Annotated in this window: 20 protein-coding genes and 2 pseudogenes; 21 read left to right on the top strand and 1 reads right to left on the bottom strand. The window is 61.0% G+C overall.

Annotated elements, in window-relative coordinates; translation table 11 throughout:
• Nucleotides 1-21: 21 nt before the first annotated feature.
• The 14 genes and pseudogenes from CH74_RS03805 to tdh all read left to right on the top strand — a co-directional run bounded on the left by CH74_RS03805 (nucleotide 22) and on the right by tdh (nucleotide 17,503).
• Nucleotides 22-363, top strand: a complete 342-nt coding sequence (locus CH74_RS03805; RefSeq protein WP_053070611.1) for a cupredoxin domain-containing protein — start codon at nucleotides 22-24, stop codon at nucleotides 361-363.
• A 15-nt stretch (nucleotides 364-378) separates the two neighbouring features.
• Nucleotides 379-1,239 (top strand): FTR1 family protein, encoded by an 861-nt coding sequence (locus CH74_RS03810; RefSeq protein WP_048306149.1) that lies wholly within the window; start codon nucleotides 379-381, stop codon nucleotides 1,237-1,239.
• Between the two features lie 514 nt (nucleotides 1,240-1,753).
• On the top strand, nucleotides 1,754-2,662 hold the full coding sequence (locus tag CH74_RS19310; protein ID WP_367379089.1) for a hypothetical protein: 909 nt from the start codon (nucleotides 1,754-1,756) through the stop codon (nucleotides 2,660-2,662).
• Between the two features lie 96 nt (nucleotides 2,663-2,758).
• On the top strand, nucleotides 2,759-4,237 hold the full coding sequence (locus tag CH74_RS03820) for a Na+/H+ antiporter NhaC family protein (protein ID WP_048306150.1): 1,479 nt from the start codon (nucleotides 2,759-2,761) through the stop codon (nucleotides 4,235-4,237).
• Between the two features lie 100 nt (nucleotides 4,238-4,337).
• Nucleotides 4,338-6,644, top strand: coding sequence for a DUF3141 domain-containing protein (locus tag CH74_RS03825; protein WP_082140278.1), 2,307 nt, complete (start codon nucleotides 4,338-4,340; stop codon nucleotides 6,642-6,644).
• Nucleotides 6,641-7,783 carry an ABC transporter permease gene (locus tag CH74_RS03830; RefSeq protein ID WP_048306151.1) on the top strand — a complete coding sequence of 381 codons (1,143 nt, stop codon included), beginning with the start codon at nucleotides 6,641-6,643 and terminating at the stop codon, nucleotides 7,781-7,783. The genes CH74_RS03825 and CH74_RS03830 overlap by 4 nt, the downstream gene beginning before the upstream one ends.
• Complete coding sequence (locus tag CH74_RS03835) at nucleotides 7,777-8,592, top strand: ABC transporter ATP-binding protein (RefSeq protein ID WP_048306152.1); 816 nt, start codon at nucleotides 7,777-7,779, stop codon at nucleotides 8,590-8,592. Before CH74_RS03830 ends, CH74_RS03835 begins: the two co-directional genes overlap by 7 nt.
• Nucleotide 8,593: 1 nt before the next feature.
• Nucleotides 8,594-9,481, top strand: a complete 888-nt coding sequence (locus tag CH74_RS03840) for an MlaD family protein (RefSeq protein WP_048306153.1) — start codon at nucleotides 8,594-8,596, stop codon at nucleotides 9,479-9,481.
• Entirely contained in the window at nucleotides 9,478-10,125 is a 648-nt protein-coding gene (locus CH74_RS03845; RefSeq protein ID WP_082140279.1) for an ABC-type transport auxiliary lipoprotein family protein, read from the top strand. The genes CH74_RS03840 and CH74_RS03845 overlap by 4 nt, the downstream gene beginning before the upstream one ends.
• A 109-nt stretch (nucleotides 10,126-10,234) precedes the next feature.
• Nucleotides 10,235-11,311 carry an HlyD family secretion protein gene (locus tag CH74_RS03850; protein WP_048306155.1) on the top strand — a complete coding sequence of 359 codons (1,077 nt, stop codon included), beginning with the start codon at nucleotides 10,235-10,237 and terminating at the stop codon, nucleotides 11,309-11,311.
• A pseudogene (gene rbbA, locus CH74_RS03855) lies at nucleotides 11,311-14,078 on the top strand (ribosome-associated ATPase/putative transporter RbbA). The gene CH74_RS03850 and the pseudogene rbbA overlap by 1 nt, the downstream one beginning before the upstream one ends.
• A gap of 1 nt (nucleotide 14,079) precedes the next feature.
• Nucleotides 14,080-15,195: an ABC transporter permease gene (locus CH74_RS03860; protein WP_048306156.1), complete on the top strand. Its 1,116-nt coding sequence runs from the start codon at nucleotides 14,080-14,082 to the stop codon at nucleotides 15,193-15,195.
• Nucleotides 15,196-15,288: 93 nt separating this feature from the next.
• Nucleotides 15,289-16,481 (top strand): annotated as a pseudogene (locus CH74_RS03865) (glycine C-acetyltransferase).
• Entirely contained in the window at nucleotides 16,478-17,503 is a 1,026-nt protein-coding gene (tdh, locus tag CH74_RS03870) for an L-threonine 3-dehydrogenase (RefSeq protein WP_048306157.1), read from the top strand. The pseudogene CH74_RS03865 and the gene tdh overlap by 4 nt, the downstream one beginning before the upstream one ends.
• A 260-nt stretch (nucleotides 17,504-17,763) precedes the next feature.
• Here the strand turns inward: tdh and CH74_RS03875 are convergent, their stop codons facing one another.
• Nucleotides 17,764-18,387: a YbhB/YbcL family Raf kinase inhibitor-like protein gene (locus CH74_RS03875; RefSeq protein WP_048306158.1), complete on the bottom strand. Its 624-nt coding sequence runs from the start codon at nucleotides 18,385-18,387 to the stop codon at nucleotides 17,764-17,766.
• A 267-nt stretch (nucleotides 18,388-18,654) separates the two neighbouring features.
• On the opposite strand from CH74_RS03875, the gene CH74_RS19315 reads away from it, so the two are divergent.
• Genes CH74_RS19315 through CH74_RS03905 form a run of 7 tightly spaced genes read left to right on the top strand, consistent with a single transcriptional unit; the run spans nucleotide 18,655 to nucleotide 25,899 of the window.
• Nucleotides 18,655-19,134, top strand: a complete 480-nt coding sequence (locus CH74_RS19315) for a hypothetical protein (RefSeq protein WP_253272930.1) — start codon at nucleotides 18,655-18,657, stop codon at nucleotides 19,132-19,134.
• Nucleotides 19,086-20,252, top strand: coding sequence for a cbb3-type cytochrome c oxidase subunit I (locus tag CH74_RS03880; RefSeq protein ID WP_253272931.1), 1,167 nt, complete (start codon nucleotides 19,086-19,088; stop codon nucleotides 20,250-20,252). The genes CH74_RS19315 and CH74_RS03880 overlap by 49 nt, the downstream gene beginning before the upstream one ends.
• Before the next feature lie 4 nt (nucleotides 20,253-20,256).
• Nucleotides 20,257-20,874 carry a cbb3-type cytochrome c oxidase subunit II gene (locus tag CH74_RS03885; RefSeq protein WP_048306159.1) on the top strand — a complete coding sequence of 206 codons (618 nt, stop codon included), beginning with the start codon at nucleotides 20,257-20,259 and terminating at the stop codon, nucleotides 20,872-20,874.
• On the top strand, nucleotides 20,871-21,584 hold the full coding sequence (locus CH74_RS03890) for a cytochrome c (protein WP_053070612.1): 714 nt from the start codon (nucleotides 20,871-20,873) through the stop codon (nucleotides 21,582-21,584). Before CH74_RS03885 ends, CH74_RS03890 begins: the two co-directional genes overlap by 4 nt.
• Nucleotides 21,584-22,462: a c-type cytochrome gene (locus CH74_RS03895; RefSeq protein WP_053070613.1), complete on the top strand. Its 879-nt coding sequence runs from the start codon at nucleotides 21,584-21,586 to the stop codon at nucleotides 22,460-22,462. Before CH74_RS03890 ends, CH74_RS03895 begins: the two co-directional genes overlap by 1 nt.
• Nucleotides 22,455-23,612 (top strand): c-type cytochrome, encoded by a 1,158-nt coding sequence (locus CH74_RS03900; protein ID WP_082140280.1) that lies wholly within the window; start codon nucleotides 22,455-22,457, stop codon nucleotides 23,610-23,612. The genes CH74_RS03895 and CH74_RS03900 overlap by 8 nt, the downstream gene beginning before the upstream one ends.
• Nucleotides 23,613-23,616: 4 nt before the next feature.
• Nucleotides 23,617-25,899 carry a cation-translocating P-type ATPase gene (locus CH74_RS03905; protein ID WP_053070615.1) on the top strand — a complete coding sequence of 761 codons (2,283 nt, stop codon included), beginning with the start codon at nucleotides 23,617-23,619 and terminating at the stop codon, nucleotides 25,897-25,899.
• The last annotated feature ends 77 nt before the right edge of the window (nucleotides 25,900-25,976 follow it).

Here is a 25,976-nt window from a genome sequence, read left to right on the forward strand (position 1 = left end):
GTCCATTCCTGGAGTCCTCTTATGAAGACAGCACTGCGTGGATTTCTCCTGCTGGCGCTTACCGCTGTTCTTGTTCAAACCCAAGCCCAGGCCGCTAGCCTGCCGGCCTACGATCTCGAACTGCACAACGGAGAGCTGAAGCCTCAGGAATTGCGTGTCAAAGCCGGTGAGCGCTTCAAGATCAATCTGCACAATACCGGCAACACTCCGGTGGAGTTCGAAAGCCGCTCTTTGCGCAAGGAAAAGGTGATGGGACCCGGTGTCGAGTCCTTCGTGGTCATCCATCCGCTCAAGCCCGGGGAATACGATTTTTTCGATGAATTTCACTTACCCGATGCACGTGGCCTCGTGATCGCCGAGTAATCCCAGGAGACAAGCATGAACGAACAGGTACTCTTCATCGTCTGGCGCGAAAGCGTCGAGGCGATTCTGGTCGTGGGCATCGTCTATGCCTGGCTGAAACAGTCCGAGGCACGTATCGGCCTGCGTTATCTATGGCTGGGCGTGTTCGGTGGCCTGGTGCTGGCGGGTCTCATGGGTCTGGGCCTGATGAGCGCCGGCAGCGTCTTGCAGGGTCCGGCTCAGGATGTCTTCCAGACTGCCATGGTGCTGATCGCCTGTGCGCTGATCGTGCAGATGGTGCTATGGATGCGCGCTCACGGACGCACCTTGAAAACGGACATGCAGCAAGGTCTGCAGGAGTCCGTGGCCCAGTCCCGCTATTGGGGCATCACACTTCTCGTGGCCATCGCCGTAGCCCGGGAAGGCTCCGAGACCATCGTGTTCCTGTACGGCATGGGCATGGCACAGCTGCAAAGCGGCGGCATCGGCGGCTTTGCGTTATCCGCCGCCGTTGGCTTCGTGCTGGCACTGTTGACCTTCTGGGTGCTGCAGCTGGGAACCAAGGTGTTTTCCTGGAAGCTGTTTTTCCGTATCACCGAGATTCTGCTGCTGTTTCTGGCCGCGTCGCTGCTGGTATCGGGGCTTGAGCGACTCATCGGCCTGGGCGTTCTGCCTGCCGGGCCAGATCCGCTATGGGATACCAGCGCCTGGCTGGATGATGGCAGCGGTATCGGCGGCATTCTCGCTTCTTTCGCCGGCTACCGTGCCTGGCCGCCGTTTACCGTGGTGGCCGGCTATGCGATCTACTGGATCGCAATCCTGGGGCTTCTGCGCTGGCAGAAGCGTCGCGCAAGCACTCATCAAGTGACTCACTCGGTACCGGCGGAGCAAACCTGATGAGCGCCTGCAGCCCGAGCACATCACGCAATGCGCCGCGTAACCCCAGGCTCGCGGCTCTAGGCAATGCCCTGCAGCGCCATCGCGGGGTCATCCAGGCCATTCAGTGGACGGTAGTCGGGCTCTATGCCTTCTTGCTGCTGGTGCCGGCCTGGCTGCCTTTGCCGGACTATCAGGCGCATATCTTGTCCAATCTCACGGTGTTCGCTGCCTTCGTGTTCTGGGGCATCTGGTGGCCCTTCGTGCTGGTCAGCATGGTGCTGGTCGGGCGGATGTGGTGTGGCGTGTTCTGCCCGGAAGGTTCGCTGTCCGAAGCCGCCAGCCGGGTCGGGATGGGCCGCCCCATTCCCCCTTGGATACGTTGGAAGGGCTGGCCTTTCGTGGCCTTTCTCGGCACCACGTTGTACGGCCAGATGGCCAGCGTCTATCAGTATCCTACCGGCGCCTGGTGGTGCTCGGCGGCTCTACCGTGGCGGCGATCGCCGTGGGGCTCGTCTATGGCAAGGGCACCCGGGTGTGGTGTCGTCATCTGTGTCCGGTCAACGGCGTCTTTTCTTTGCTGGCCAAGCTTGCACCGCTGCACTATCACACTGACAAAGGCGCCTGGGAGGATTACAACCGCCAGGTCCGCCAAGGAGAGGCGGTGCGCCACGCCGCGCCGAACTGTGCGCCGCTGATCCCACTCAAGCAACTCGACAGCGCCAGCGACTGCCATATGTGCTCCCGTTGCAGCGGCTACAAGAATGCGATGCATCTCGAGGCGCGCAAGCCCGGCAGCGAGCTGATCACCCCAAGTCGCGATCGCCCCGCCAGCATCTGGGAGTTCGTTCTACTGATCTTTGGTTTGCTGGGTGTTGCCATTGGTGCCTTTCACTGGTCTGCCAGCCCCTGGTTCGTGCAGTTGAAGCAGGCCGCTGCCGTCTGGCTGGTCAACCACGACTTGATGTGGCCCCTGGAGACCACCGCGCCCTGGTGGATACTGACCAACTATCCTGGCCAGAACGATGTCTTCAATTTGCTGGATGGCGCCGTACTGATCGGCTATATCCTGGCAACCGGCCTGGTCATGGGATTCTTGCTGAGCGGATGTCTGGCCCTGACCAATCGACTTCTGGGTGCCTGGTCCTGGCCGCGCCTTTGGCATCTTGCCTATGCCCTGATACCCCTGGGCGGGCTGGGGGTATTTCTCGGGCTCTCCACCACCACGGTATCCCTGCTACGGGGCGACGGGCTGCGCATGCTATGGGCAAACGATGCCCGGGCGGCGCTCTTGATTGCCTGCAGCGCCTGGTGTCTGAGCCTTGGCTGGAAGATCCTTGGCCGCTATGCCAGCGGCGTGCGCCGGCTGAGCGCCCTGGGCGGCGTGGCCCTGGCGATTGGCGTGGTGCTTGCGGCCTGGTGGCTGATGTTCTGGGGCTGGTAGCCCGCAGGGAAGTCAGGGACGTATGTGACGCGCTGCCGACATTTCCTGTCTTCATTGCTACGCTGATGGCAGGCAATGAACAACAAGGAACGTCCTATGAGCAGCACACCAACGGATCGGCAACAAGCCACTCAGGATGAAGGAGTGTCGTCTCTCTCGTTTCGTCTGGGCGCCTGGGGGGCGGCGGTGCCGCTGCTGTTCTTCGTGATCTGGGCCATCAGTACCAGCGTGATGGGGCTCTCCTCGGAGATCGGCCTGGTGATGGGGGCCCTGTTCGGCATTACCCTGGGGCTATTCTTCTGCACCAGCAAATGGGAGGACTACGCCAAGGGATTGTTCGAGGGTCTGACCCAGCCGGTCGGCGTCGTCGCCATCGTGGCCTGGTTCTATGCCGGCATGTTCGCTCAGGTATTGCAGGTCGGCGGCCTGGTGGAAGGTCTGGTGTGGCTCGGCGCCATTTCCGACATGACCGGGGGCTGGTTCGTTGCCCTGACCTTCATCCTGGCCGCCATCTTCTCTACCGCCGTGGGCACCGGCTACGGGACCACCGTGGCGTTTTGTACCCTGATGTACCCGGCTGGCGTCGCCGTGGGCAGCGACCCGGTGATGCTGTTTGCGGCGATTCTCTCCGGCGCCATCTTCGGCGACAATCTGGCGCCGGTCTCGGACACTACCATCGTCTCCGCCACCACCCAGGACGCGGACGTGCCCGGGGTGGTACGCAGCCGTTTCAAATACTCGATCATGGCCGCGATTCCAGCGACGATTCTCTATGTGTTGTTCGGCGGTGGCGGCGACAGCAGCGCCGCCGATCCCGCCGCGCTCAGTGCCATGATGGAGTCCACGGAACCGCTGGGGCTGGTAATGCTGGCGCCCTTTGCGCTGGTTTTGATCCTGGCATTGTCCGGTCAGCATTTAATCACCTCGCTCACCTGGGGCATTCTGGCCTCGATTCCCACCATTGCCTTCATCGGCCCCGGCTCGCTGTCCGATATCATCGCCTTCGATGCGGATTCCGATACCGTGGTCACTGGGGCGCTGGTCAATGGCGTCCAAGGTTACGTCACCATGTCGATCCTGATCCTGCTAATCGTCGCTGGCGCTTACCTGATGAAACTCGGCGGCACCATGGAGATGATCACCGGCAAGCTGATGACCTGGATCGGGAAATCCGTCAAGCGTGCCGAGACCTCGATCTGGGGCATCGTCGCTCTGCTCAACAGCGCCATCACCATCAATACCGCCGCGGAGATCGCCGCCGCTCCCTTCGTGCGTGAACTCGGCACCCGCTATCACATACATCGCTATCGGCGGGCCAACATGCTTGACGCGGTGACCTCCGCGCTAGGGTACATCTTTCCCTGGGGTGCGCCGGTGCTGCTGGGCTGGTCGACGATCACCGGGATGCAGGACACCTACGACTGGCTGCCGGCGGTGGCGCCCACCCAGGTATTCCCCTTCGTTTTCCAAGGCTGGTTCCTGGCGCTGATCATGCTGTTCGCCGCCCTGACCAGCTGGGGACTCAAATTCGAAGACGCTGACGGCAACGAGCTGCAACATCCACCTGCAAGATGATCCGCATCAAGCGGTGCTCATGGCGCGTGAGTTAGACTGCTAATCAACAGCTCGAGGCGTTTGATACCGCTCACCACAAGCGTTTTCATGAGGAGATTTCATGGATCGTTCAGAGAATACGTCAGTCACCAGGCAAGTGAACGCGCAGGAAGCAACTCACGAAACAAGAAGCGCTGCCAGGCAACTGATCGGCAACATTACCGACCTGCAGCGCCAGCAAGGCCAGAATCTGCTGACCAATCTGCAAAGGCGCCAGCAGGACATGATCGAGCCCTGGCTCGAGGGCAAATTGAAGGTGCCCAGCCCCGGAGACTGGCTGAACTACCTGGTAGATGCAGGCGAGCGCAGCGTGCTGTTCTGGGACACCTTGCGCCAGCGCGCGGACAACACCCTGGCCCACGAACAGGCTGGCTCTCCCCCGCTGCTCAAGTTCGATTTTGATGTGCTGCTGGACGGCGCCGATCTGGAAACCCCAGTCAACTACTCCTTGCTGCGCATCCTGCCCGGTAACGATCAGCCCATTGACGATACCTTGGCGCCGCTGATCGTCATCGACCCTCGCGGCGGCCATGGTGCCGGCATCGGCGGCTTCAAGCAGGACTCGGAAATTGGTGAGAGCCTGCGCGCCGGCCATCCGACCTATTTCATCGCCTTCGGCTTTTCTCCGGAACCCGGTCAGACCATGACCGACGTGGCCATGGCCCAGATACGCTTCATCGAACTCGTGACCGCACGCCATCCTGACGCCGGCAAGCCGGTCATCATCGGCAACTGCCAGGCGGGCTGGGCCCTGATGGGGCTTGCCGCCGCCCGCCCGGAACTGCCGGGAATGGTGATCGTCAACGGGGCGCCGCTTGCCTACTGGGCCGGCGTCACCGGACGCAACCCGATGCGCTATGCCGGCGGCCTGATGGGGGGCGCCTGGGTTACCCGGCTGGCAAGCGATCTGGGCAACGGTCGCTTCGACGGTGCCTGGCTGGTCAGCAACTTCGAGAACTTGAATCCTGCCAACACGCTTTGGACCAAGGGCTACGATCTCTATTCCAAGGTAGATACCGAAGCGCCGCGCTTTCTTGATTTCGAGCGCTGGTGGGGCAGCCCGAATCTGTTCAACGCGGACGAAATAGAGTCCATCGTCGATGATCTGTTCATCGGCAATCGACTGACCGGTGCCGCCAATGCCGGTGGCAATCTGCTCGATCTGCGCGCCATCGAGGTGCCGGTGGTGGTGTTCTGCTCCTATGGTGACAACATCACTCCGCCCCAGCAGGCCCTGGATTGGATCGTCGATCTCTACCCGGACGACTTCGCCCTGCAGAGCGCCGGGCGCACCATCGTCTATCTCAAGCACGCCAGCACCGGGCACTTGGGCATCTTTGTCTCCGGCAAGGTGGCGCGGCGCGAGCATCGCCAGATGATCGACGCCATCGATGAAATCAAGGCGCTTCCACCCGGGCTCTATGAGCTGATCATCGATGACCTCTCGGATAGCAAAACGCCACAGTACGAGGTGCATTTTGAGTCTCGTAGCGTCGACGACATCCGGGCCGTGGACACGGACGGACGCGACGAGGAGCGAGAATTCATCGAGGTAGACCGAGTCTCGGAAATCACCAGCACCCTTTACGACTGGATGGTCCGGCCCTGGCTCAGCCGGGCGATCACTGAACCCATGGCGGAAACGATGCGCCAGACCCATCCGTTTCGTCTCAAGCGCAGCCTTTGGGGCAGCCAGAATCCTGCACTGTGGTGGCTGCCCGCCGCCGCTGAACAGGTGCGGGCGTCCCGCCACCTAGTTGATGCGCAAAACCCGCTGCTGGCCTGGCAGGGACTGGCCTCGCGCAACATCGCCAATACTCTGGACAGCTGGGGGGAGATGCGCGATGCCGGCGGTGAACTAATCTTTCATGCCGTCTACGGCTATCTGAGCATGCTCAGCAGCGCCGCCCCCTCGCCTAACACCAAGCGCCATGACGAAAGCCGTGAGCGAGAGCGCATCGAGAAGCTTCGCGATGAACTGGGCAAGGGCGGCGAGCTGGAAGCTGGTCTGCGGGTGCTGCTGCTGTTCGCCAAGAAGGCGGATGGCAGGCTGTCCAAGTCCGCCATGGAGACCATCGTCAATGGCTATCGCCGCGTAGCGACGCGTTTACCGGACATCGAGACGCTGCGCGAGATTACGCGCCAGCAGAATCTACTGGTTTTTGCCTATCCCGAGGAAAGCGTGCAGCAGCTGCCCGATATGGTGCCGGATGAGGAGTCGCGACAGCGAATCCTCGATGCCGTGTGCAGGATCGAGCCGGCCTGGTGCAACGGCGAAGGTGAGACCGGAAAGCTATGGCGTTACCTGAACGAGATCTTTGAACAGCCGTCAAGCCGAACATCGAATAAGCAATCGAAAGCCAAATGACTCCAAACACGAGCCAGGCCGGTCGCCTCGACGACCGGCCCGACGGTTTGCATGTCATCGGTGCCTGGACCATTACCCACTACGCCAGACTTCAGGCTCAAATCGACGCTTTCAAGGCTCAGGTCGGGAACGGCCACGACCTAGACAGAAGCATCGATTTAAGTGCGATTGAGACCCTGGATACCGCCGGTGCCGCGCTGCTGATCGATCTGCTCGGCGTTGAGCGTATGGCGGCAACCATGGCGCAAGCACCAGAACTGTCCCCAGCACGTCGAGCATTGCTCGACACCATGACCCAGGCCATGGCGACGCCGCTTACGCCAAAAAGCCACGAGATCTCAAAGCCGCTGGCCTTTCTGGCGCAAACCGGTGAGCGCATCGAGGATTTCTGGCGACAGCAGCGCCTCTTGCTTGGTTTCATCGGCCTGATTCTGAGCGCGCTGGTGACGAACCTGTTGCGCCCCAGGCGCTGGCGCATGACCGCCCTGGTGGCACAGATTCAGCAGACCGGTTTCAACGCCATCGGCATCGTCGCCCTGCTGACCTTCCTGATCGGGGCGGTGGTGGCTTTTCTGGGCGCCACGGTGCTACAGAACTTCGGCGCGACGATCTATACGGTCAATCTTGTCGCCTTTTCCTTCCTGCGGGAATTCGGCGTGTTGCTGGCGGCCATTCTGCTCGCCGGGCGCACCGCCAGCGCCTTTACCGCCCAGATAGGCTCGATGAAAGCCAACGAGGAGATCGATGCCATTCGCGTCTTGGGGCTAAACCCTGTCGAGCTTCTTGTGCTGCCACGGGTGCTCGCCATACTGGTGACACTGCCAATCCTGACCTTCGTGGGCATGTTGAGCGGTATCCTTGGCGGGGCGCTGGTGTGCCTGGTGGCTCTGGACATCTCGGCGCTGCAGTTCTTCACCATCCTGCAGGAGGTGGCGCCCCATCATTTCATCGTCGGTCTGGCCAAGGCGCCGCTATTTGCCTTTTTCATCGGAGCAATCGGCTGCCTGGAAGGCTTCAAGGTCAGCGGCAGCGCCCAGTCCGTAGGGGAGCACACTACCTCCAGCGTGGTGCAGTCCATCTTCATGGTGATTCTGCTGGACGCCATGGCCGCGCTGTTTTTCATGGAGATGGGATGGTGAGTCTTCATGAAGATACGCCAAGGGGCGACGATCACGTGTTGATCAGGATTCGCGATCTGTGCAACCGCTTTGGTGAGCATGTCGTTCATGAACATCTCGACCTGGACGTCTACCGTGGAGAGATCCTGGGCATCGTGGGGGGCTCCGGCAGCGGCAAGTCGGTGCTGCTGCGCAGCATCGTTGGGTTGCTGCGACCGAATGCAGGCAGCATCGACGTGTTCGGGGAGGATCTGCAGGCGCTATCGACCAGGCGCCGCTCCCTGCTGGAACGGCGCTTCGGCGTGCTGTTTCAGCGCGGGGCGCTGTTTTCTTCCTTGAACCTGCAGGAGAACGTGGCCTTTCCAGTGATCGAGCACCTGGGGCTTGCGCGGGCCGAGGCGGAGTTTCTGGCCCGAGTGAAACTGTCCCTGGTGGGGCTACCGGCAAATGCCGCCCTGCAATACCCGTCGGAGCTCTCCGGCGGGATGATCAAGCGTGCTGCCCTGGCCCGAGCACTGGCCCTGGACCCGGAGGTGCTGTTTCTCGATGAACCCACCGCCGGGCTCGATCCCATCGGCGCCGCGGCCTTCGATCAGCTGCTGCTGACCTTGAGAAATGCGCTGGGTCTGAGCGTATTTCTGGTCACCCACGATCTGGATACGCTTTACAGCACCTGCGATCGGGTTGCCGTGCTGTCCCAGCGACGCGTTTTGGCAGCGGACCGGCTGGAAGTGGTCGAAAAAGTGGACGACCCTTGGGTTCGCGACTATTTTCATGGGCCTCGTGGGCGAGCAGCGAGGCAGCATCTCAATTCTTCGAAGGTGGGCTGACATGGAACCCCGTGCGCATCATGTGATGATAGGTCTGTTCACCCTCATTGCTCTTGGTGGCGCCCTGCTGTTTGCCCTCTGGTTGGGCAAGTCGAGCGCCGAGCGGGACTACAGCCACTACGAGATCCGCTTCGACCAGGCCGTGAGCGGATTGGCTGTGGGCAATGCGGTGCAATACAACGGCATCCGGGTAGGCAACGTGCTGGATCTAACGCTGGATCCGAACGACCCAGGCCAAGTCCGGGCACTGGTGCGCGTCTATAGCGATATCCCGATCAAGGAAGATACTCGAGCCAGCCTGGCGCTTGCCAACATCACCGGCAGCATGAGCGTGCAACTCAGCGGCGGTAGCCCACAGAGCCCGACGCTTGTCAGCGACCCGGATCAGCCGGCGGTGATCCTGGCGGAGCCTTCCTCCCTGCGCTCGCTTTTCGCCGATGGCGAAACCCTGATGGGCAGCCTCGATCAGCTGCTGAACAACGCCAATCGGCTGCTGTCGGCGGATAACGCCGGGCGGGTCGAGCGTATCCTGACGGACATGGAGCGAGTCACCGCTTCGCTGGCGGCCCAGCGCGGCGAGCTTGCCCAGACGGCGACGAACTTCAATCAGGCCAGCCAGACGTTCAACGCACTGCTGGAAAATCAGGCAAGCCTGGCATTTGACGATGCCCAGCGGGCAATGACGACCCTAGCCCGTACGAGCGCTCGGCTCGAATCCTTGCTTGCGGATAACGAAGCTTCTCTCGACCGAGGACTGGGCGATTTCGGGCCGGCCATCAACGAGTTGAACAGCGTGCTGACCAATCTGAATCGCATCACCCGTCGCTTCGAGGAAAGCCCTTCCAACTATCTATTCAAGGGCGACACCCTACCGGAGTTTTCACCATGAGCGCATGCAGTATGGGCTTTGTTCGGCGGGCCGCTGCCTGGAAATTTCTTGTCCTGATAATCCTGTCGAGTTCCCTGGTGGCCTGCACCCTGCTTCCCGGCGCGAAGCCGTTGCGAACCTTCATCCTGCCGGTCGGAACCCACGCGCCGTCGAGTGAAGCGCCACTGGACGTCACCTTGCACCTTGCCACCCCCCGAGCCAGCGAGGTCCTGAAGAATCGACGAATTTTGGTCATGCCGTCATCGAATGAATTGAGTGTTTACAAAGACGCGCGCTGGAGTACGGATGTGCCTGACCTGCTACGCGGTCGTCTGACGGAAGCGTTTCGTCAAGATGGGCGCCTTTCCGGCGTATTTGCCGGCAACGATCCGGTCAGAAGCGATTTCGTACTACTCAGCGAACTGGATGCCTTTCACAGCGAGTACCAAGCAGACACTCCTTGGATCGTCATTCGTCTCGATGCGCAGCTGATTGACGGTGCCAGCCGCCGTTTGCTGGCCAGCAAGAATTTTACGGTACGAATCAAGAGCAAGGATGCGCGCATCGAATCCGTCGTCGATACCTTTGGCCAGGCAGCGGATGAACTCAGCAGGCAGCTGGTGAGCTGGGGTCTTGCCAATATCGACGAGCATATCGGAAGCTGATTTACATCAAGCGGTGTTCGCGGCAGACGCGCTAGACTGAACGATAACGTTTGCCGGCTAATTTTGTTGGGCCACCACTGAGCCACCTTTGAGCGACAGGAACAATGCAATGAAGCATGCGAACAGAAAATCCATCATCAAACTATCGATCATCGCTGGCGTCGTCGTCGTACTGGCGCTGCTGGTCTGGCAGATGTACAAGCCCGAGGGGCTGCCCGAGGGTTTTGCCAAGGGCAATGGCCGCATCGAGGCTACCGAAATCGACGTGGCCACCAAGCTCAGCGGCCGCCTCATGGAGGTGCTGGTGGACGAGGGAGATTTCGTCGAGCCGGGACAGGTGATCGCGCGCATGAATACCGACACCCTGAACGCGGAGCTGGCCCGGGCCATGGCTGAGACCCGTCAGGCGGAAAACGCCCTTATCACCGCCCGCAGCGTGGTGGCCCAGCGCAAGAGCGAACACGAGACCGCCAAATCCGTGGTCAATCAGCGCCAGGCAGAGCTCGACGCTGCCCAGAAGCGCTATCAGCGCTCCGCTACCTTGGTGGAACGCAACGCCCTTTCACGTCAGCAGCTCGATGATGATCTTGCCGCCCGGCAGAGCGCCGAGGCGGCACTTGCGGCAGCGCGCTCCCAGGTGCTGTCCGCGGAAGCGGGTATCGAATCCGCACGCTCCCAGGTGGTCGAGGCCGAGTCCGCCATCGAGGCCGCCAACGCCGCCGTTTCCCGTGTCCAGGCGGACATCGACGACAGCGAACTGAAGGCGGATCGCGTGGCCCGGGTGCAGTACCGTATTGCCCAACCCGGCGAGGTGCTGGGCGCCGGCGCCAAGATTCTCAACCTGGTGGATCTCACCGACGTCTACATGACCTTCTTCCTGCCCACTCGCGACGTGGGCCGGGTTGGCATTCGTGATTCGGCCCACATCGTGCTCGATGCGACCCCGGATTACGTGGTACCGGCGCGTATCAGCTTTGTTGCCAGCGTCGCTCAGTTCACCCCCAAGACCGTGGAAACCGAAAATGAGCGGGAGAAGCTGATGTTTCGGGTCAAGGCGCGTCTCGACCCGGAGCTTCTGAGGAAGTACGTGGAGCAGGTCAAGACCGGCCTGCCCGGGGTGGCCTACGTCAGACTCGACGACGATATTGAATGGCCCGAAGCACTCAAGATCAACGTGAGGCCGTAATGGCAGCCCAGGAAAGTGTCGCCAGCCTGAAGAACGTCACCCTGGAGTACGGCAGCGTTCGCAAGGGCAAGATCAAGGCGCTGGATGATTTGAGCCTCGAGATTCCCACCGGCCGCATGGTGGGGCTGATCGGCCCGGACGGCGTGGGCAAATCGAGTCTGATGGCATTGGTGTCCGGCGCTCGTCGCCTGCAGCAGGGCAACGTCCAGGTGCTCGGCGGCGACATGACGAATGCAGAGCACCGGCGCGTGACCTGCCCGCGTATCGCCTATATGCCTCAGGGGCTGGGCAAGAATCTCTACCCTACCCTGAGCGTGCGCGAAAACCTCGAGTTCTTCGGCCGACTGTTCGGCCAGGGCCAGCAAGAACGGGATCGTCGCATTGCGGATCTGACCTCGAGCACCGGGCTTGAAAAGTTCACCGAGCGCCCGGCGGGCAAGCTCTCCGGCGGCATGAAGCAAAAACTCGGACTGTGCTGCGCCCTGATCCACGACCCGGACCTTCTGATCCTCGATGAGCCCACCACCGGGGTCGATCCCCTGGCGCGCAACCAGTTCTGGGATTTGATCGCGCGGATTCGCCGTCAGCGCCCCCAAATGAGCGTATTGGTGGCTACCGCCTACATGGATGAGGCAGAGCGTTTCGACTGGCTGGTGGCCATGGATGCCGGGAGGATTCTTGCTACCGGCACCCCAACAGAACTGCTCGAGCGCACCGACAGCGCAACCCTCGAAGAAGCCTTCATTGCCCTGCTGCCGGAAGCCAAGCGCGCCCAGCATCACAAGGTGGAAATCCCCCCGCGTGAATCCAGCGACGAGATCGCCATCGAGGCCCATGGTCTGACCAAGCGCTTTGGTGATTTCACCGCGGTGGATCACGTCAGTTTTCGCATCGAACGCGGCGAGATATTCGGCTTTCTAGGCTCCAACGGCTGCGGCAAGTCCACCACCATGAAGATGCTGACCGGCCTTTTGCCCTTCAGCGAGGGCGAAGCCAAGCTGTTCGGCCAGCCGGTGGACCCGAACGACCTGGAGATACGTCAGCGGGTCGGCTACATGTCCCAAGCGTTTTCCTTGTACGGCGAGCTGACGGTACGTCAGAACCTCGAGCTGCATGCGCGCCTGTACCAGATCCCCCAGGCGCAGCAAGAACCGCGCATCCAGGAAATGCTCGAGCGCTTTTCGCTTGAATCCGTGGTGGACAGTCTGCCCATGAGCCTGCCCTTAGGGGTGCGCCAGCGCCTGTCCTTGGCGGTGGCGGTGATTCACAAGCCGGAAATATTGATTCTTGATGAGCCCACCTCCGGGGTCGATCCGGTGGCCCGGGACAACTTCTGGGAACTGCTGATTTACCTGTCCCGAGAAGAGCGCGTCACCATCTTCATCTCGACGCATTTCATGAACGAGGCGCTGCGCTGCGATCGCATGTCCATGATGCACGCAGGCAAGGTGCTGGATAGCGATACGCCGGCGGCGCTGCAGGAAAAGCAGAACGCCCCGACCCTGGAAGCGGCGTTCATCGCCTATCTCGAACAGGCCAGCGACGACGATGCCGCTGATGTGGAGCCGGATCCATCCTTGGATACGCCCGCCACGGTCGCGCAGCCGCCTTCGGAGCAAAGCTTACAAGCGGCGGCGCCCAAGCGTTTCAGCTTCCTGCGGCTTTACAGCTACGCCAGTCGAGAGGCCATGGAGCTGCGCCGGGACCCGGTACGCGGGGTGCTCGCCCTATTGGGAAGCGTGATCCTGATGTTCATCATGGGCTATGGCATCAGCATGGACGTGGAAGACCTGCCCTATGCGGTGCTTGACTACGACCAGACCACCACCAGCCATGAATACACCTTGAACCTGGCGGGATCGCGCTATTTCATCGAGCAGCCGCCCCTTGCCAATATCAATCAGCTCGATGCGCGCATGCGTACCGGCGAGATCAGCCTGGGGGTGGTCATTCCGCCGGGATTCGGGCGCGATCTCAAGCGCGGCGCCACGCCCGAGGTGGCTTTCTGGGTCGATGGTTCGATGCCGGATCGCGCGGACACGGTCAAGGGCTATGTTCAGGGCATCCACATGGACTACTTGAAGAACCTCGCCCGGCAGGCGCCAAGTGGCGCAAGCCCCGTCGCTGCGGATATCGCTCTGCGCTATCGCTACAACCCGGACGTGGAAAGCCTGCGAGCCATGGTGCCGGCGGTGATTCCCATGCTGTTAATGATGATCCTGCGATGCTCACCGCCCTTGGGGTGGTACGGGAAAAGGAGATGGGCTCGATCACCAACTTCTATGTCACTCCGGTGACCCGCACGGAATTCCTGCTGGGCAAGCAGCTGCCCTACGTGGCCCTGGGGATGGTGAACTTTCTGATCATGGTGGCCCTGGCGGTATTCGTCTTCGGCGTGCCGATCAAGGGCAGTTTTCTGACCCTGGCGATCGCCGGACTCCTGTACATCTTCTGCGCTACCGGCCTGGGACTTCTGATGTCCTCGGTGCTCAACAGCCAGATCGCCGCCATCTTCGGCACCATGATTGCCACCCTGATCCCGGCGGTGCAGTTCTCCGGCATGATCCATCCAGTGTCCGCCATGGAAGGGGGAGCAGCCTTCATCGGCAAGATCTATCCCACCGCCCACTTTCTGATCGTCAGCCGCGGGGTGTTTGCCAAGGCACTGGGCATGGCGGATCTCTATCCGTACCTCATTCCCTTGTTGATCACTATTCCTGTGTTGCTGCTGCTCAGCATCGCCGGACTCAGACAGCAGGAAAAATGACATGCGTACCCTGGCCAATATTTTCCAACTCGGCATGAAAGAGCTGCGCAGCCTGAGCCGCGACCCGGCCCTGGTGCTGCTGATCGTCTACGCCTTCAGCTTCAGCGTCTACTCCAGCGCCACCGCGGTGCCGGAAGCGCCGTTCAGAGCCACCATCGGGGTGGTCAACGAGGACCCCTCGCCGCTGTCCTATCGCATCCTGGATGCCTTTCAGCTGCCCTACTTTCTGCCGCCCAGGCCCATCACCCATGCGGAAATGGATACCGGCATGGATGAAGGCTTATACACCTTCACCCTGAACATTCCGCCGGATTTTCAGCGCGATTTGCTTGGGGGACGACAACCGTCGGTGCAGCTCAACGTTGACGCCACTCAGGTCAGCCAGGCGTTCACCGGCGCCGGGCATATCCAGCAGATCATCACCAGCGAGACCACTACCTTTCTACAGCGCTATGCCGGGCAGGGCCCGCTGCCAGTGGAGTCCGTGGTGCGCATGAACTACAACCCCAACCTGGATCGCTCCTGGTTTGGTGCCATCAACTCCATCATCGATCAGATCACCATGCTCTCGATCATCCTGACCGGGGCGGCACTGATTCGCGAACGCGAACACGGCACCATCGAACACCTTCTGGTGATGCCGGTGACCCCGGTGGAGATCATGGTGGCCAAGGTGTGGTCCATGGGGCTGGTGGTATTGCTGGCCTCGGCGTTTGCCCTGCGTTTCGTGGTGGAAACCTGGCTGGGCATTCCTATCGCGGGCTCTCTATGGCTGTTTCTGCTGGGGGCGGCGCTGCACCTGTTCGCCACCACGTCCATGGGCATCTTCTTCGGCACCGTGGCCCGCTCGATGCCTCAACTGGGGCTTCTGATCATTCTGGTGCTGATGCCCCTGCAGATACTTTCCGGAGGGCAGTCGCCACGGGAAAGCATGCCGGAGATCATCCAGAACATCATGCTCGCTGCCCCCACGACCCATTTCATCGAGCTGGCCCAGGCAATACTCTTTCGCGGTGCAGGGTTCGCCATCGTCTGGCCACAGCTGTTGGCCCTGGCGGCCATTGGCGGTCTATTCTTTATTATCGCCCTGTCGCGGCTGCGCAAATCACTGAACTGATGTCCCGCTGCCGCAATGCTGGTCACGTCACCCGAACGGGTGGCAACGTACAAGGGCCTTTTCATTTGGCCGACTGACAAGGAGTCAACCACCATGTCCCAGGCATTCCAGACACATCTCAATCAACAGCTCGATGAGCTACGCGAAGAAGGGCTCTACAAGCAGGAGCGCGAACTGCTCTCGCCCCAGCGGGCCAAGATCAAGGTCGAAAGCGGCGATGTGATCAACTTTTGCGCCAACAACTATCTGGGCCTGGCGGACGATCCGGACCTGATCGCCGCTGCAAGCATGGCCTGGACGATCAGGGATTCGGCATGGCCTCGGTGCGCTTCATCTGCGGCACCCACGAGGAACATCGCCGTCTGGAGAAGCGTCTTGCGGAGTTTCTCGGCATGGACGACGCCATCCTGTACTCGTCTTGCTTTGATGCCAACGGCGGGCTGTTCGAGACCCTGTTCGGCGCAGAAGACGCCATCATCTCGGATGCCCTGAACCACGCCTCGATCATCGACGGGGTACGGCTGTGCAAGGCCAAGCGCTACCGCTACGCCAACAACGACATGGAAGAACTCGAAGCGCGGCTGAAAGAAGCCAGTGATGCCGGCGCGCGCTTCAAGCTCATCGCCACGGACGGCGTGTTCTCCATGGACGGGGTGATCGCAAACCTTGAAGGCATCTGCGATCTCGCCGAGCGCTATGACGCCATGGTGATGATCGACGACTGCCACGCCACGGGGTTTCTCGGCGATAGCGGGCGCGGCACCCACGAATATCATCAGGTCATGGACCGGGTGGATATCATTACCACGACGTTGGGCAAGGCACTTGGCGGCGCCTCCGGTGGCGTCACCGCGGCTCGGGGCGCCATCGCCGAATGGCTGCGCCAGCGCTCCCGGCCTTATCTCTTCTCCAATGCCCTGGCCCCGCCCATCGTGGCCGCGAGCCTTGCGGTGCTCGACAAGGTCGAACAGGGCGACAAGCTGCGCAAACAGCTTTGGGACAACGTGGCCCGTTTTCGCGACGGCATGACAAACGCTGGCTTTACCCTGGCCGGCGCGGATCATCCGATCATCCCGGTGATGCTGGGCGATGCGCGTCTGGCCAGCGAGTTTGCCGATCGGCTGCTCGCCGAGGGCATCTACGTGATTGGCTTCTCCTTCCCGGTGGTGCCCAAGGGCCAAGCACGCATTCGCACCCAAATGTCCGCTGCCCACACCTCTGAACAGATCGATGCGGCCATCGAGGCGTTTACCCGCATCGGCCGCGAACTCGAGGTGATCTCATGAAAGCACTAGCGAAACTGAAGCCGGAAACCGGTATCTGGATGATCGATGCACCGGTGCCGGAGATCGGCCACAACGATGTGCTGATCAAGATTCATCGTACCGCCATCTGCGGCACGGACATGCATATCTATCAATGGGACGAGTGGTCTCAGAACACCGTGCCGGTACCGATGATCACCGGCCACGAGTATTCCGGCGAAATCGTCGCCCTGGGAGAAGAGGTCCGCGGCTTCGAGGTGGGGGATCGAGTCTCAGGTGAGGGGCACGTGACCTGCGGTCATTGCCGCAACTGTCGCGCCGGGCGACGGCATCTGTGTCGCAACAGCGTTGGGGTGGGGGTCAATCGCCCTGGCGCCTTCGCCGAATACATGACGCTGCCGGCCTACAACCTGTTCAAGCTACCAGATGAAGTCACCGACGAACTGGCGGCGATCTTCGACCCCTTCGGCAATGCGGTGCACACGGCGCTCGCCTTCGATGTGGTCGGCGAGGACGTGCTGATCACCGGCGCTGGGCCCATTGGCATCATGGCTGCCGCCGTAATTCGTCATATCGGCGCTCGACATGTAGTGATCACCGACGTCAACGACTATCGCCTGGAACTGGCGTCCAAGATGGGCGCGACCCGCACCGTCAACGTCTCGCGGGAAAAACTCCAGGACGTGATGGCGGATCTGGACATGAGCGAAGGCTTCGATGTGGTGCTGGAGATGTCCGGGGTGACTTCGGCGGTGGCGGAGATGCTCGATGTCATCAATCACGGCGGCAAGATCGCCATGCTCGGCATTCCACCCAAGGAAATGGCCATCGACTGGACCAAGGTGATCTTCAAGGGCCTGACCATCAAGGGCATCTACGGCCGGGAGATGTTCGAGACCTGGTACAAGATGGCAAGCCTGATTCAGTCCGGCCTCGATCTGAGCCCGATCATTACCCACCGTTTTGGCATCGACGACTTCGAGAAAGGCTTCGAGGTGATGGGGTCGGGGCAGTCGGGCAAGGTGGTGCTGGACTGGACGTAAAATAAAAGGTTCTTCACAGATTGCCGTGCTATGGCTGTGGGACGTAGGAGCCTGATTTATCGGGCGAATGCCGCGTAGCGGCACCAGCCAAGGAGTGCAAGCTCGGCTCGGGCGCCTGACGGCGCCATTCGCGCAGAGGATCTACGCTCCTACGCCAACCTGTCCGGCAGATTCACGGCGTCACACTAATTTGCAGTGAACCAAATAAGACGACTCTCGCTTGAAAACAAGCGAGGGCCGTTTTGCGATACAGGCTAGGTTCAGCGCAGCGCGGGATTGAGCGTATAGGTGCCGGTTACCGTGGCCTTGTCCAGCACATGATCCTGCAGTGCTTTTTCTGCTTCGACCCCGGTGAACTCGCCGTTCAGCCCAAGGGTTTCCACGTCGAGCGCATAGACCGTAAAGTGATAATGGTGCATGCGCTCGTCGTTCCAGGGCGGGCAGGGGCCGTCGTAACCGCCGTAAGTGCCTTCCATGTCCGGATCGCCGGCCAGGAAATCCGTGAAGGAGTTGATGCCTTTGAGGCCAAGATCGCTAGGACCGGGCTCCTTGCCGTGGGGGGTGACGCCGTCTGAAGCCGCGCCTTCCTCGATGGCGCTGGTATTCACAGGAATATCCACCAGCACCCAATGATAAAAATTGCGCCGAGTAAGATCGGCTGCCAGCATTTTACCGGGCTGATTGGCATCGCTTGCATCTTCCGGCACGTCCGGATCTACCACGATGATGGCGTAGCTCTTCGTGTTCTCCGGGGCGTCTTCCCAGGTCAGAGCGGGATTGCGATTTGGCCCGGTGGCCATGGGCTCGCCGTCACCGGGAACGCCAAAGGCAAACTTCTCGGGAATGGGCTGCTTATCCTGAATACCTTGTATGGTCAGCTTCATTGTCACCTCCTGTGTCATTGATCGCTCATTCCTAGGCTAGCATGGCTCGGGTTGTACGCCAGGGTTGCAAGCCTAAGCCGCTGAACTATTCTTGGTAACGATAACCCCATTTTTCAATGGTCTTCGCCATTAACTTGGTTCTTATTGCTTTTTTGTCTATATTAATAAGCGAGCTATATAAACAGAGCCTATCACGGCCTCTGTTTTGTTTGATCAGGTCACTTGGCTTGTCGTCCACGTGGCCCTCTAACCTTTCCCGGAGCGCGCATGAACTTCACTATCGGCACTCTATTGGCGTTCAGTTTCGCCGTCTCCTTGATTGCGATCGCGGCCTTGATCTGGGCCATATCGACTCATCAGTTTCGTATCACCGAGAGCGATGCTCTTGCCGTATTCGACGAAGATGAGGGTGGCAAACTGGACGATCCCACTTCTTCTCACAGTGAACGATCCGCGGCGTCCTTGCAGCCAAACATGACTCGGGAGTGGCAGCGCCTATTGATCGTCATGTTCGTGACGGGAACCGCCTGGCTGGTATTCGGCTCGATATTCGGTCTGATCGCCTCTTTGAAACTGCATATCCCTGACTGGCTGACCGGCAGCGCGCCACTGACCTTCGGCCGTATGCGCACCCTGCACCTGAATTCGGTCATCTACGGCTTTCTTTCTCTGACAGGGGTCGCACCGCGTTCTGGCTGGTGCCGACTCTGTTCAAGGTGGCCCTGCAAAAAGCCCGGCTCGCCATGATCGGTGCGGTCGTGTGGAATCTGGCCCTGCTTGCCGGTCTTCTTGCCATGGCCGGCGGCTGGAACGATGGCCTGGAATGGCTCGAAATCCCCTGGCAGATCGATATCTTTCTGGCCATCGGCGGCGCCTGCTTCGCCATCCCTTTGTTGTATACCGCCGCGGCGCGCAAGGTGAGTCATATCTATGTAACCGGCTGGTACTACATGGCTGCCCTGGTGTGGTTTCCGATGCTGTTCATCCTGGCCAATCTGCCCGGGGTTCATAGCGGCGCCCAGCAGGCCACCACCAACTGGTGGTTTGCGCACAACGTGCTGGGCATGTGGCTGACGCCGCTGGGTCTCGGGGCCGCCTACTATTTCATTCCCAAGATCATCGGCAAGCCGATCTACTCCTATCGTCTGTCCCTGCTGGGTTTCTGGGCACTGGCCCTGTTCTACAGCCAGGTGGGCATGCACCATCTGATCGGTGGCCCGGTGCCTACCTGGGTGGTGTCGCTCTCCGTGGTGCAGTCCGTGATGATGGTGATTTCAGTCATCGCCGTGGCCATCAACCAGCATACGCTGAGTCTGGGCAATCTGTGGGCCTGGAAAGAGAGTCTGCCGCTGCGCTTCGTCGCCCTTGGCGCCATCATGTACACCCTGGCGTCCTTACAGGGTTCTCTCGAGGCGGTTCGCGCCTTCAACACCATCACTCACTTCACCCACTACACCGTGGCTCACGCGCATCTAGGCGTTTATGGCTTCGTGGCCATGGTGCTGTTCGGCGGCGTCTATTACATGCTGCCGCGCATCACGGGTCGCGCTTGGCCCATGCCCTGGGCGATTAGCCTGCATTTTTGGCTGGTGGTGGCTGGGTTTGCCGTCTACTTCATATCCTTGACCATCGGCGGCTGGCTACAGGGCATGGCAATGCTGGACGCCAGCAAGGACTGGCTGGAAAGCATGGAAGTGACGATTCCCTATCTGACCGGTCGCTCCCTGGGCGGTACCTTGATGACTCTGGGCCATCTGGTATTTGCCGCCAATCTTGCTGTGCTGTTCTTTGGTCGCACGCAAGCATTCGAAGAAGACGCGGACGACGTCAGCCCCTCCGTTGCCGCCCAGAGCCAAGGAGCTTGATGCAATGAATCGTGTTCTTCCCTTGATCATCGTTGCCCTGGCCATTCTCGCCTTTGCCACTCTGTTCCTGGTGGCGGGGCCTGCGATGCAAATTCGCAGCATCGACGCACCGGATGGGCTTGCGCCCTACACCCAGGCTCAGCTCAATGGGCGTGCGGAATACATAAGCCAAGGCTGTGTCTATTGCCATTCCCAGCAGCCCCGCTCTCCGGAACAGGCACCGGACGTGCTGCGCGGCTGGGGGCGCCCTTCGACCCCCGCGGACTACGTCTATGACGAGCCTCATCTTCTGGGCACCATGCGCACCGGCCCGGATCTGCTCAACGTGGGGGCTCGTCTACCCTCCCAGGGCTGGCAACTGACCCATCTGTATCAGCCTCGGGCCATCGTGCCCCAAAGCATCATGCCGGCCTTCCCCTATCTGTTCGAGGCCAAGGATCAAGCTGAAGACGATGACGTCGTCGTTCCGGTGCCGGCACGCTATCGCCCGGAAGGCAAGATCATTGTGGCCAAGCAGCAGGCGTTGGATCTTGTCGATTATCTGCTCAGCCTTGATCGCACTTACCCGGCAGAGCGGGTCGATCTTCGGGATAACGGCTTCGTGGCCAAGGAGGACTCATGACCCAGAAGCCTGATCAAGGGCCCAACCAGAAACCTAGAAAGCAGCGTCGAATAAAGAACGTCGCCGGTACCAGCGACATCAATTTCGATCCTCATGAGGCGCTCAATCCCATCCCCTGGCAGGTGTTCGCCATTGCCTTCGCACTGGCGGCCTGGGGCATCATCACGCTTGTTTCCAATAGTCAGATGGCGGATTCGAAACCGGATGTCACCCAAGGCGCCGAGGCGTCTCGACAACCCGAAGTTGCCACCGCAGCCCCTCGAACTCAGGACGGCCATCAGCTGTTCATCACCAACTGCTCGACCTGCCATCAGAACAACGGCGCGGGCATCGCCAATGCGGTACCGCCGCTGGCCGGCTCCCGCTATGTGCAAGGCGATCCTGCGGTGCCGGTGAATATTCTATTGTTCGGCATCGCAGGAGAAATCTCCGTGGCCGGCAATCTCTACAATGGCCGCATGCCGACCTTCGGTCACGACCTGGAAGACGATCAGATTGCGGCGGTGGTGAATCATGTTCGTAACAGCTGGGGCAACGAGGCCTCAGAGATCGACGCGAATTTCGTCAGTGAGCAGCGTCAGCGCTTCGCCGATCGCAATGGCCCTTGGGCAGGCGGTCAGGCACTTGCCGATACCTTCGGCATTCCGGCATCGCTATCGAGAACGAATACTCAGGCGGCGGCGACTGCCCCGAGCGAGGAGACCAATTGATGCGCTCATTCAAGACGACTAACAGAAGATGGATGGCCTATGCGGTGTTACTCATTGTCGGTAGCGGCTTGGCAGCAACCTCCTGGAGCCAGGATCAGGACGAGGACGCTGGAGAACGCACCGATTCCGAGTCGCTGACCACGAAGGCGGATTCCCTCGAGAAACCGCTTGCAGCAATGCACTATGGGCGTATCGCCGCCAACGCCGATGTCAAAAGCATAGAGCCGTTGATCGGTATAGGCACCGACAAGACCTGGGCATGCGCTTCCTGCCACGGCGATCATGGGCAGGGAGCACAAACCGTGCCGCGCCTGGCCGGGTTGCCGGCGGGCTATATCACCAAGCAGCTGCACGATTACGCCAACGAGCGCCGCCTGAATGCCAACATGCAGTATGTAGTGGAAGGCCTGACGGATGAGCAGATGGCGGCGCTTGGCAAGTACTACGCCCAGCTGGAAAGCCCCAGCAACGCCAAGCCTGATCTGAGCGGCGATCTGGATCGTGGTCGTGAGCTTGCCCTGCAAGGGGACTGGAGCGTCGAAGTGCCCGCCTGCTACAGCTGCCATGGCTCTTCCGCCTGGGGGGTGGGTCAGGCCTTTCCCGCCCTCGCGGCTCAGCATCCAAGCTATACCTATACCCAGCTCGCCAACTGGAAGAACGGACGACGGGCCAATTCGCCGATCAACTTGATGCACAGCGTGGCCATGGCGCTTTCCGAAAACGACATGCGTTCCGTGGCGGATTATCTGGCGACGCTGCCGGCCCCGCCAGGGCAGCAGACCGAGCCCGATACTTCGGCGCTAGAGGCACGTTCGACATCGACAGACGCCGCTGGCCCTTCACAGAGCCGGCAACAGGGGAGCGCCGATCATGACTGATGACAAGAATTCTCGGATGAAACGCTCGACCAAACGCCGCTTCGCCTATGCAAGCGTGGGCGCGATCGTGCTATTTGCCGCAGGCTCGCTCATCGCCAACTACAATCTACTGCTTTATGTTACCGGCCCGGAGAAACAGGAAAGCCAGGCAGAGAAGAACGCCCAGGTTGCTCGCCAGGCACGTCAGGAACTTGTCGAGCAGCGTAAGGCCTGGCAGGACGATCCCAAGGCAGATGCCCCCAGACCCCCAACGGATTCAGCCGGCTATTTCCAGCCGCCCCTCGACAATGAAATTCCCGACGATGAGTTCGGTGAGTCGGTACGCCGCGGGCGGGAGATCTTTCTCAATCCCGGTACCAACGCCCGGGCGTTCGTCGGCAACGATCTGGCCTGCGCCAACTGCCATCTGAACGGTGGGCGCAGGGCCCATTCGGCGCCCATGTGGGCAGCAGCCAACAACTACCCGGCCTATCGTGGCAAGAACAAGATGATCAACACTATGGAGGATCGCATCAACGGCTGCTTCACCTACTCCATGGATGCCCAGGACTCACCCAGTGGCGATGCACCACCGCCAGGCCATCAGGTCTACAAGGACCTGCAGAGCTATTTCTACTGGCTTGGCGATGGCGCACCGCTCAACGAGGACATGCCGGGTCGAGGCTTTCCGACCCCGGACGAGACCGAACTCGGCTACGACTGGCAGCGCGGCGAAGAGGTATTCGTCAACAACTGCGCGGTCTGTCATGGCGCGGATGGTCAGGGCCAGAAGGACCTCAACGGCCGCTATATCTTCCCGCCGCTATGGGGGCCGCACTCCTTCAACTGGGGGGCAGGCATGCACCGGGTCAACACCGCCGCAGGCTTCATCAAGGCCAACATGCCCCTGGGCAAGCCCTATAGCCTGAGCGACCAGGAAGCCTGGGACGTCGCGGCCTACATCAACAGCTTCCCGCGGCCAGCGGACCCTCGGCAGGCGGATGGCAAGATGAGCGTCGAAGAGTCAAAGGAGCAGTATCATCAGCACATGGACTATTACGGCGAGACCCTGCACGGCATCAAGCTGGGCGAAGGCACGACGCCGGAACGCTGGGAGCGTTTCGTCAAGTCCCAGCAAACCGCCGGCATGTCCGCCATGAACCAGCAGTAAGCCGATGGGCAGGCGGCGCAAGGATAACGAAAGCCCTGAACTCGAGGCATTGCAGGACAGCGGACACGCCCTGCTATCGATCGATGGGCTCTGGTGCCCTAGTTGCGCCACCGCCACGGAACGACTCATCCAACAAACCCCCGGGGTCATCGAGGCAGGCGTGAGCTTTGCCACCTCCGCGGCCCTGGTGCGCTGGGAACCCGAGCGCCTGCATCTGTTTGAACTGGCACGTCGAGTACGCCGGCTTGGCTATCGGCTCGGCCCTCCCCTCACCGCGCAGCAAACCCTGGCCCGCATCGATGAAGAAGTCGAACGATTGGGCATTCGTCTGGCGATGGCGGCCCTGTTTGGCTTTTGGACCATGGTGCTATCGGTGCTGCTGTATGTCGACAGCGGCGGCATCGCCTCCTCTTCTGCGGGCTGGTGGATTGCGCTGGCAGCGGGAATAGCGGCAGCTCCGATGCTCGTCATCGTTGGCTCGCCCATTTTGCTGGCAGGCTGGCGTACCCTGCGCACCGGCGTACCGGGCATGGATACGCTGGTGAGTCTTGGCGCCTGCTCGGCCCTGGGGCTGTCAATCTGGCATTTGAGCCAAGGCAGCAGCGAGGTCTATTTCGATACCGCCGTGATGCTGATCACCCTGCTGACCCTTGGTCGCTTCATCGAAACCCGCACCCTTCGCCACGCGGCCAAGGCGATCGACGCCTTGCAAAACACGGTGCCGGAGACCGCGGAGCGCATCGATGCGCAAGGGGGTATCACTGAGGTACCGGCAGATGAGATTCAGCTTGGCGAAACGATCCGGGTGTCCGCCGGGCAACGCATCCCCCTGGATGGTCTTGTGCTATCAGGATCAAGCCAGCTTGATCGCGCCGTGCTCAGCGGTGAATCTCTGCCCTGCTCGGTGGCATCAGGCGATCGAGTGGAAGCAGGCTGCGTCAATCTTGTCAGTCCTTTGACGCTATGCGTCGATAGAACCGTGGGTCATCGCCATATCGATCGTATCGGCGCGCGCATTGCCGAAGCCGCCGGCACCAAAAGCGATACCCAGCGGCTGGCGAACGGCGTAGCGCGCTGGGTGGTGCCCGTGGCGATCGCGCTTGCGCTGATCACCTTCCTCGGTACCAGTCTCGGCGGTATTGAGCTGGAACAGGCGCTACTAAGGTCCATATCCGTGCTCGTCATTGCCTGCCCCTGCGCCGTGGGCATCGCCGTGCCGGTAGCCTATGTGGCTGCCGCCAGCCAGGCGGCGCGTCACGGCATCCTGTTTCGCCATCCGGCGGCGCTAGAGACCATGGCCAAGGTCGATACGGTGCTGTTCGACAAGACCGGCACCCTGACTCAAGGGCGTTTGAGCGTGACGGACGTCCTGATTCATGCTTGCAGCCCGGGCCTGCCGGACACTGCGGACGCCGTGCTGGCCCTGGCAGCCAAGGCCGAACAAGGCGTGGATCATGTTATCGCCCGGGCGCTGCGGGCGGCACAAACCGCCACCGACATAGCCACAGTAGCCGGCACCACTCAGCGCTTCGAGCGGGGCGTGCGCCACGACGATCCGCAGCTCGGCACGGTCCTGGTTGGCAACCGGGCGTTTCTGAGTCAGCAGAATGTGACGTGCAACCCATCAACCTCTTATGAATCCGACGACGAGATCAGCCTACATGTCGAAGTGGCGGTCAATGGCACCTGGCTGGCAACGATTCGGCTTCAGGACCAGCTGCGCGAGGATGCCAGGGAAGCGATGAGCCGCTTGCAGACAGCCGGCATCGAGTGCGCCATCGTCACAGGCGACGCCGCGCCCCCGGCCCAGGCGGTTGCGCGGCAGCTCGGCATCCCGGCCAATCGCGTCTTCGCCGCCTGCAGCCCGGAAGCCAAGACCGCCATCCTGAACAACACCCATGGCACCATCGCCTTCGCCGGGGATGGCATCAACGACGGTCCGGCCCTGGCCCGGGCAGACGTTGGTCTGGCGGTTGCCGATGCCAGCAGTACCGCCACCGCCGCCGCCAGCGTGGCCATTACCGAGGGCGGCGTTGCGCGCATCGCGGATGCCCTGGACGCGGCGCGCCGGGCGTATCGCGTCATGCGCCAGAATCTTGTCTTTGCGCTTGCCTACAACGCCATTGGCTTGAGCCTGGCCGCCTTCGGCGCCATTCCCCCGGTGGCCGCCGCCATTGCCATGGCTGCCAGTTCATTGACCGTAGTGGCCAATGCCTCGCGACTGGCCTCGAATACCATGACGCCTTCCGCACCTAAGGAAAAGCCGCAAAGCGTCAGAGCTCAATGACATGGAGTGCAGCGTAGGCGCATCCACCAATAGCCGCTTGTTAACCCCCGAGTTCGAGATCTTCCCGAATGACCTCG

Source organism: Halomonas sp. PR-M31 (assembly GCF_001039575.1).
Taxonomy (GTDB): domain Bacteria; phylum Pseudomonadota; class Gammaproteobacteria; order Pseudomonadales; family Halomonadaceae; genus Modicisalibacter.

What these genes read in the sequence shown, in the direction of transcription:
- CH74_RS03895 (WP_053070613.1), top strand. Translation starts at nt 21,584, where the DNA reads ATGCGCTCATTCAAGACGACTAACAGAAGATGGATGGCCTATGCGGTG.
- CH74_RS03835 (WP_048306152.1), top strand. Translation starts at nt 7,777, where the DNA reads ATGGTGAGTCTTCATGAAGATACGCCAAGGGGCGACGATCACGTGTTG.
- CH74_RS03890 (WP_053070612.1), top strand. Translation starts at nt 20,871, where the DNA reads ATGACCCAGAAGCCTGATCAAGGGCCCAACCAGAAACCTAGAAAGCAG.
- CH74_RS03900 (WP_082140280.1), top strand. Translation starts at nt 22,455, where the DNA reads ATGACTGATGACAAGAATTCTCGGATGAAACGCTCGACCAAACGCCGC.
- CH74_RS03860 (WP_048306156.1), top strand. Translation starts at nt 14,080, where the DNA reads ATGCGTACCCTGGCCAATATTTTCCAACTCGGCATGAAAGAGCTGCGC.
- CH74_RS03805 (WP_053070611.1), top strand. Translation starts at nt 22, where the DNA reads ATGAAGACAGCACTGCGTGGATTTCTCCTGCTGGCGCTTACCGCTGTT.
- CH74_RS03850 (WP_048306155.1), top strand. Translation starts at nt 10,235, where the DNA reads ATGAAGCATGCGAACAGAAAATCCATCATCAAACTATCGATCATCGCT.
- CH74_RS03875 (WP_048306158.1), bottom strand. Translation starts at nt 18,387, where the DNA reads ATGAAGCTGACCATACAAGGTATTCAGGATAAGCAGCCCATTCCCGAG.
- CH74_RS03810 (WP_048306149.1), top strand. Translation starts at nt 379, where the DNA reads ATGAACGAACAGGTACTCTTCATCGTCTGGCGCGAAAGCGTCGAGGCG.
- CH74_RS03820 (WP_048306150.1), top strand. Translation starts at nt 2,759, where the DNA reads ATGAGCAGCACACCAACGGATCGGCAACAAGCCACTCAGGATGAAGGA.
- CH74_RS03885 (WP_048306159.1), top strand. Translation starts at nt 20,257, where the DNA reads ATGAATCGTGTTCTTCCCTTGATCATCGTTGCCCTGGCCATTCTCGCC.
- tdh (WP_048306157.1), top strand. Translation starts at nt 16,478, where the DNA reads ATGAAAGCACTAGCGAAACTGAAGCCGGAAACCGGTATCTGGATGATC.
- CH74_RS03830 (WP_048306151.1), top strand. Translation starts at nt 6,641, where the DNA reads ATGACTCCAAACACGAGCCAGGCCGGTCGCCTCGACGACCGGCCCGAC.
- CH74_RS03840 (WP_048306153.1), top strand. Translation starts at nt 8,594, where the DNA reads ATGGAACCCCGTGCGCATCATGTGATGATAGGTCTGTTCACCCTCATT.
- CH74_RS03905 (WP_053070615.1), top strand. Translation starts at nt 23,617, where the DNA reads ATGGGCAGGCGGCGCAAGGATAACGAAAGCCCTGAACTCGAGGCATTG.
- CH74_RS03845 (WP_082140279.1), top strand. Translation starts at nt 9,478, where the DNA reads ATGAGCGCATGCAGTATGGGCTTTGTTCGGCGGGCCGCTGCCTGGAAA.
- CH74_RS19315 (WP_253272930.1), top strand. Translation starts at nt 18,655, where the DNA reads ATGAACTTCACTATCGGCACTCTATTGGCGTTCAGTTTCGCCGTCTCC.
- CH74_RS03825 (WP_082140278.1), top strand. Translation starts at nt 4,338, where the DNA reads ATGGATCGTTCAGAGAATACGTCAGTCACCAGGCAAGTGAACGCGCAG.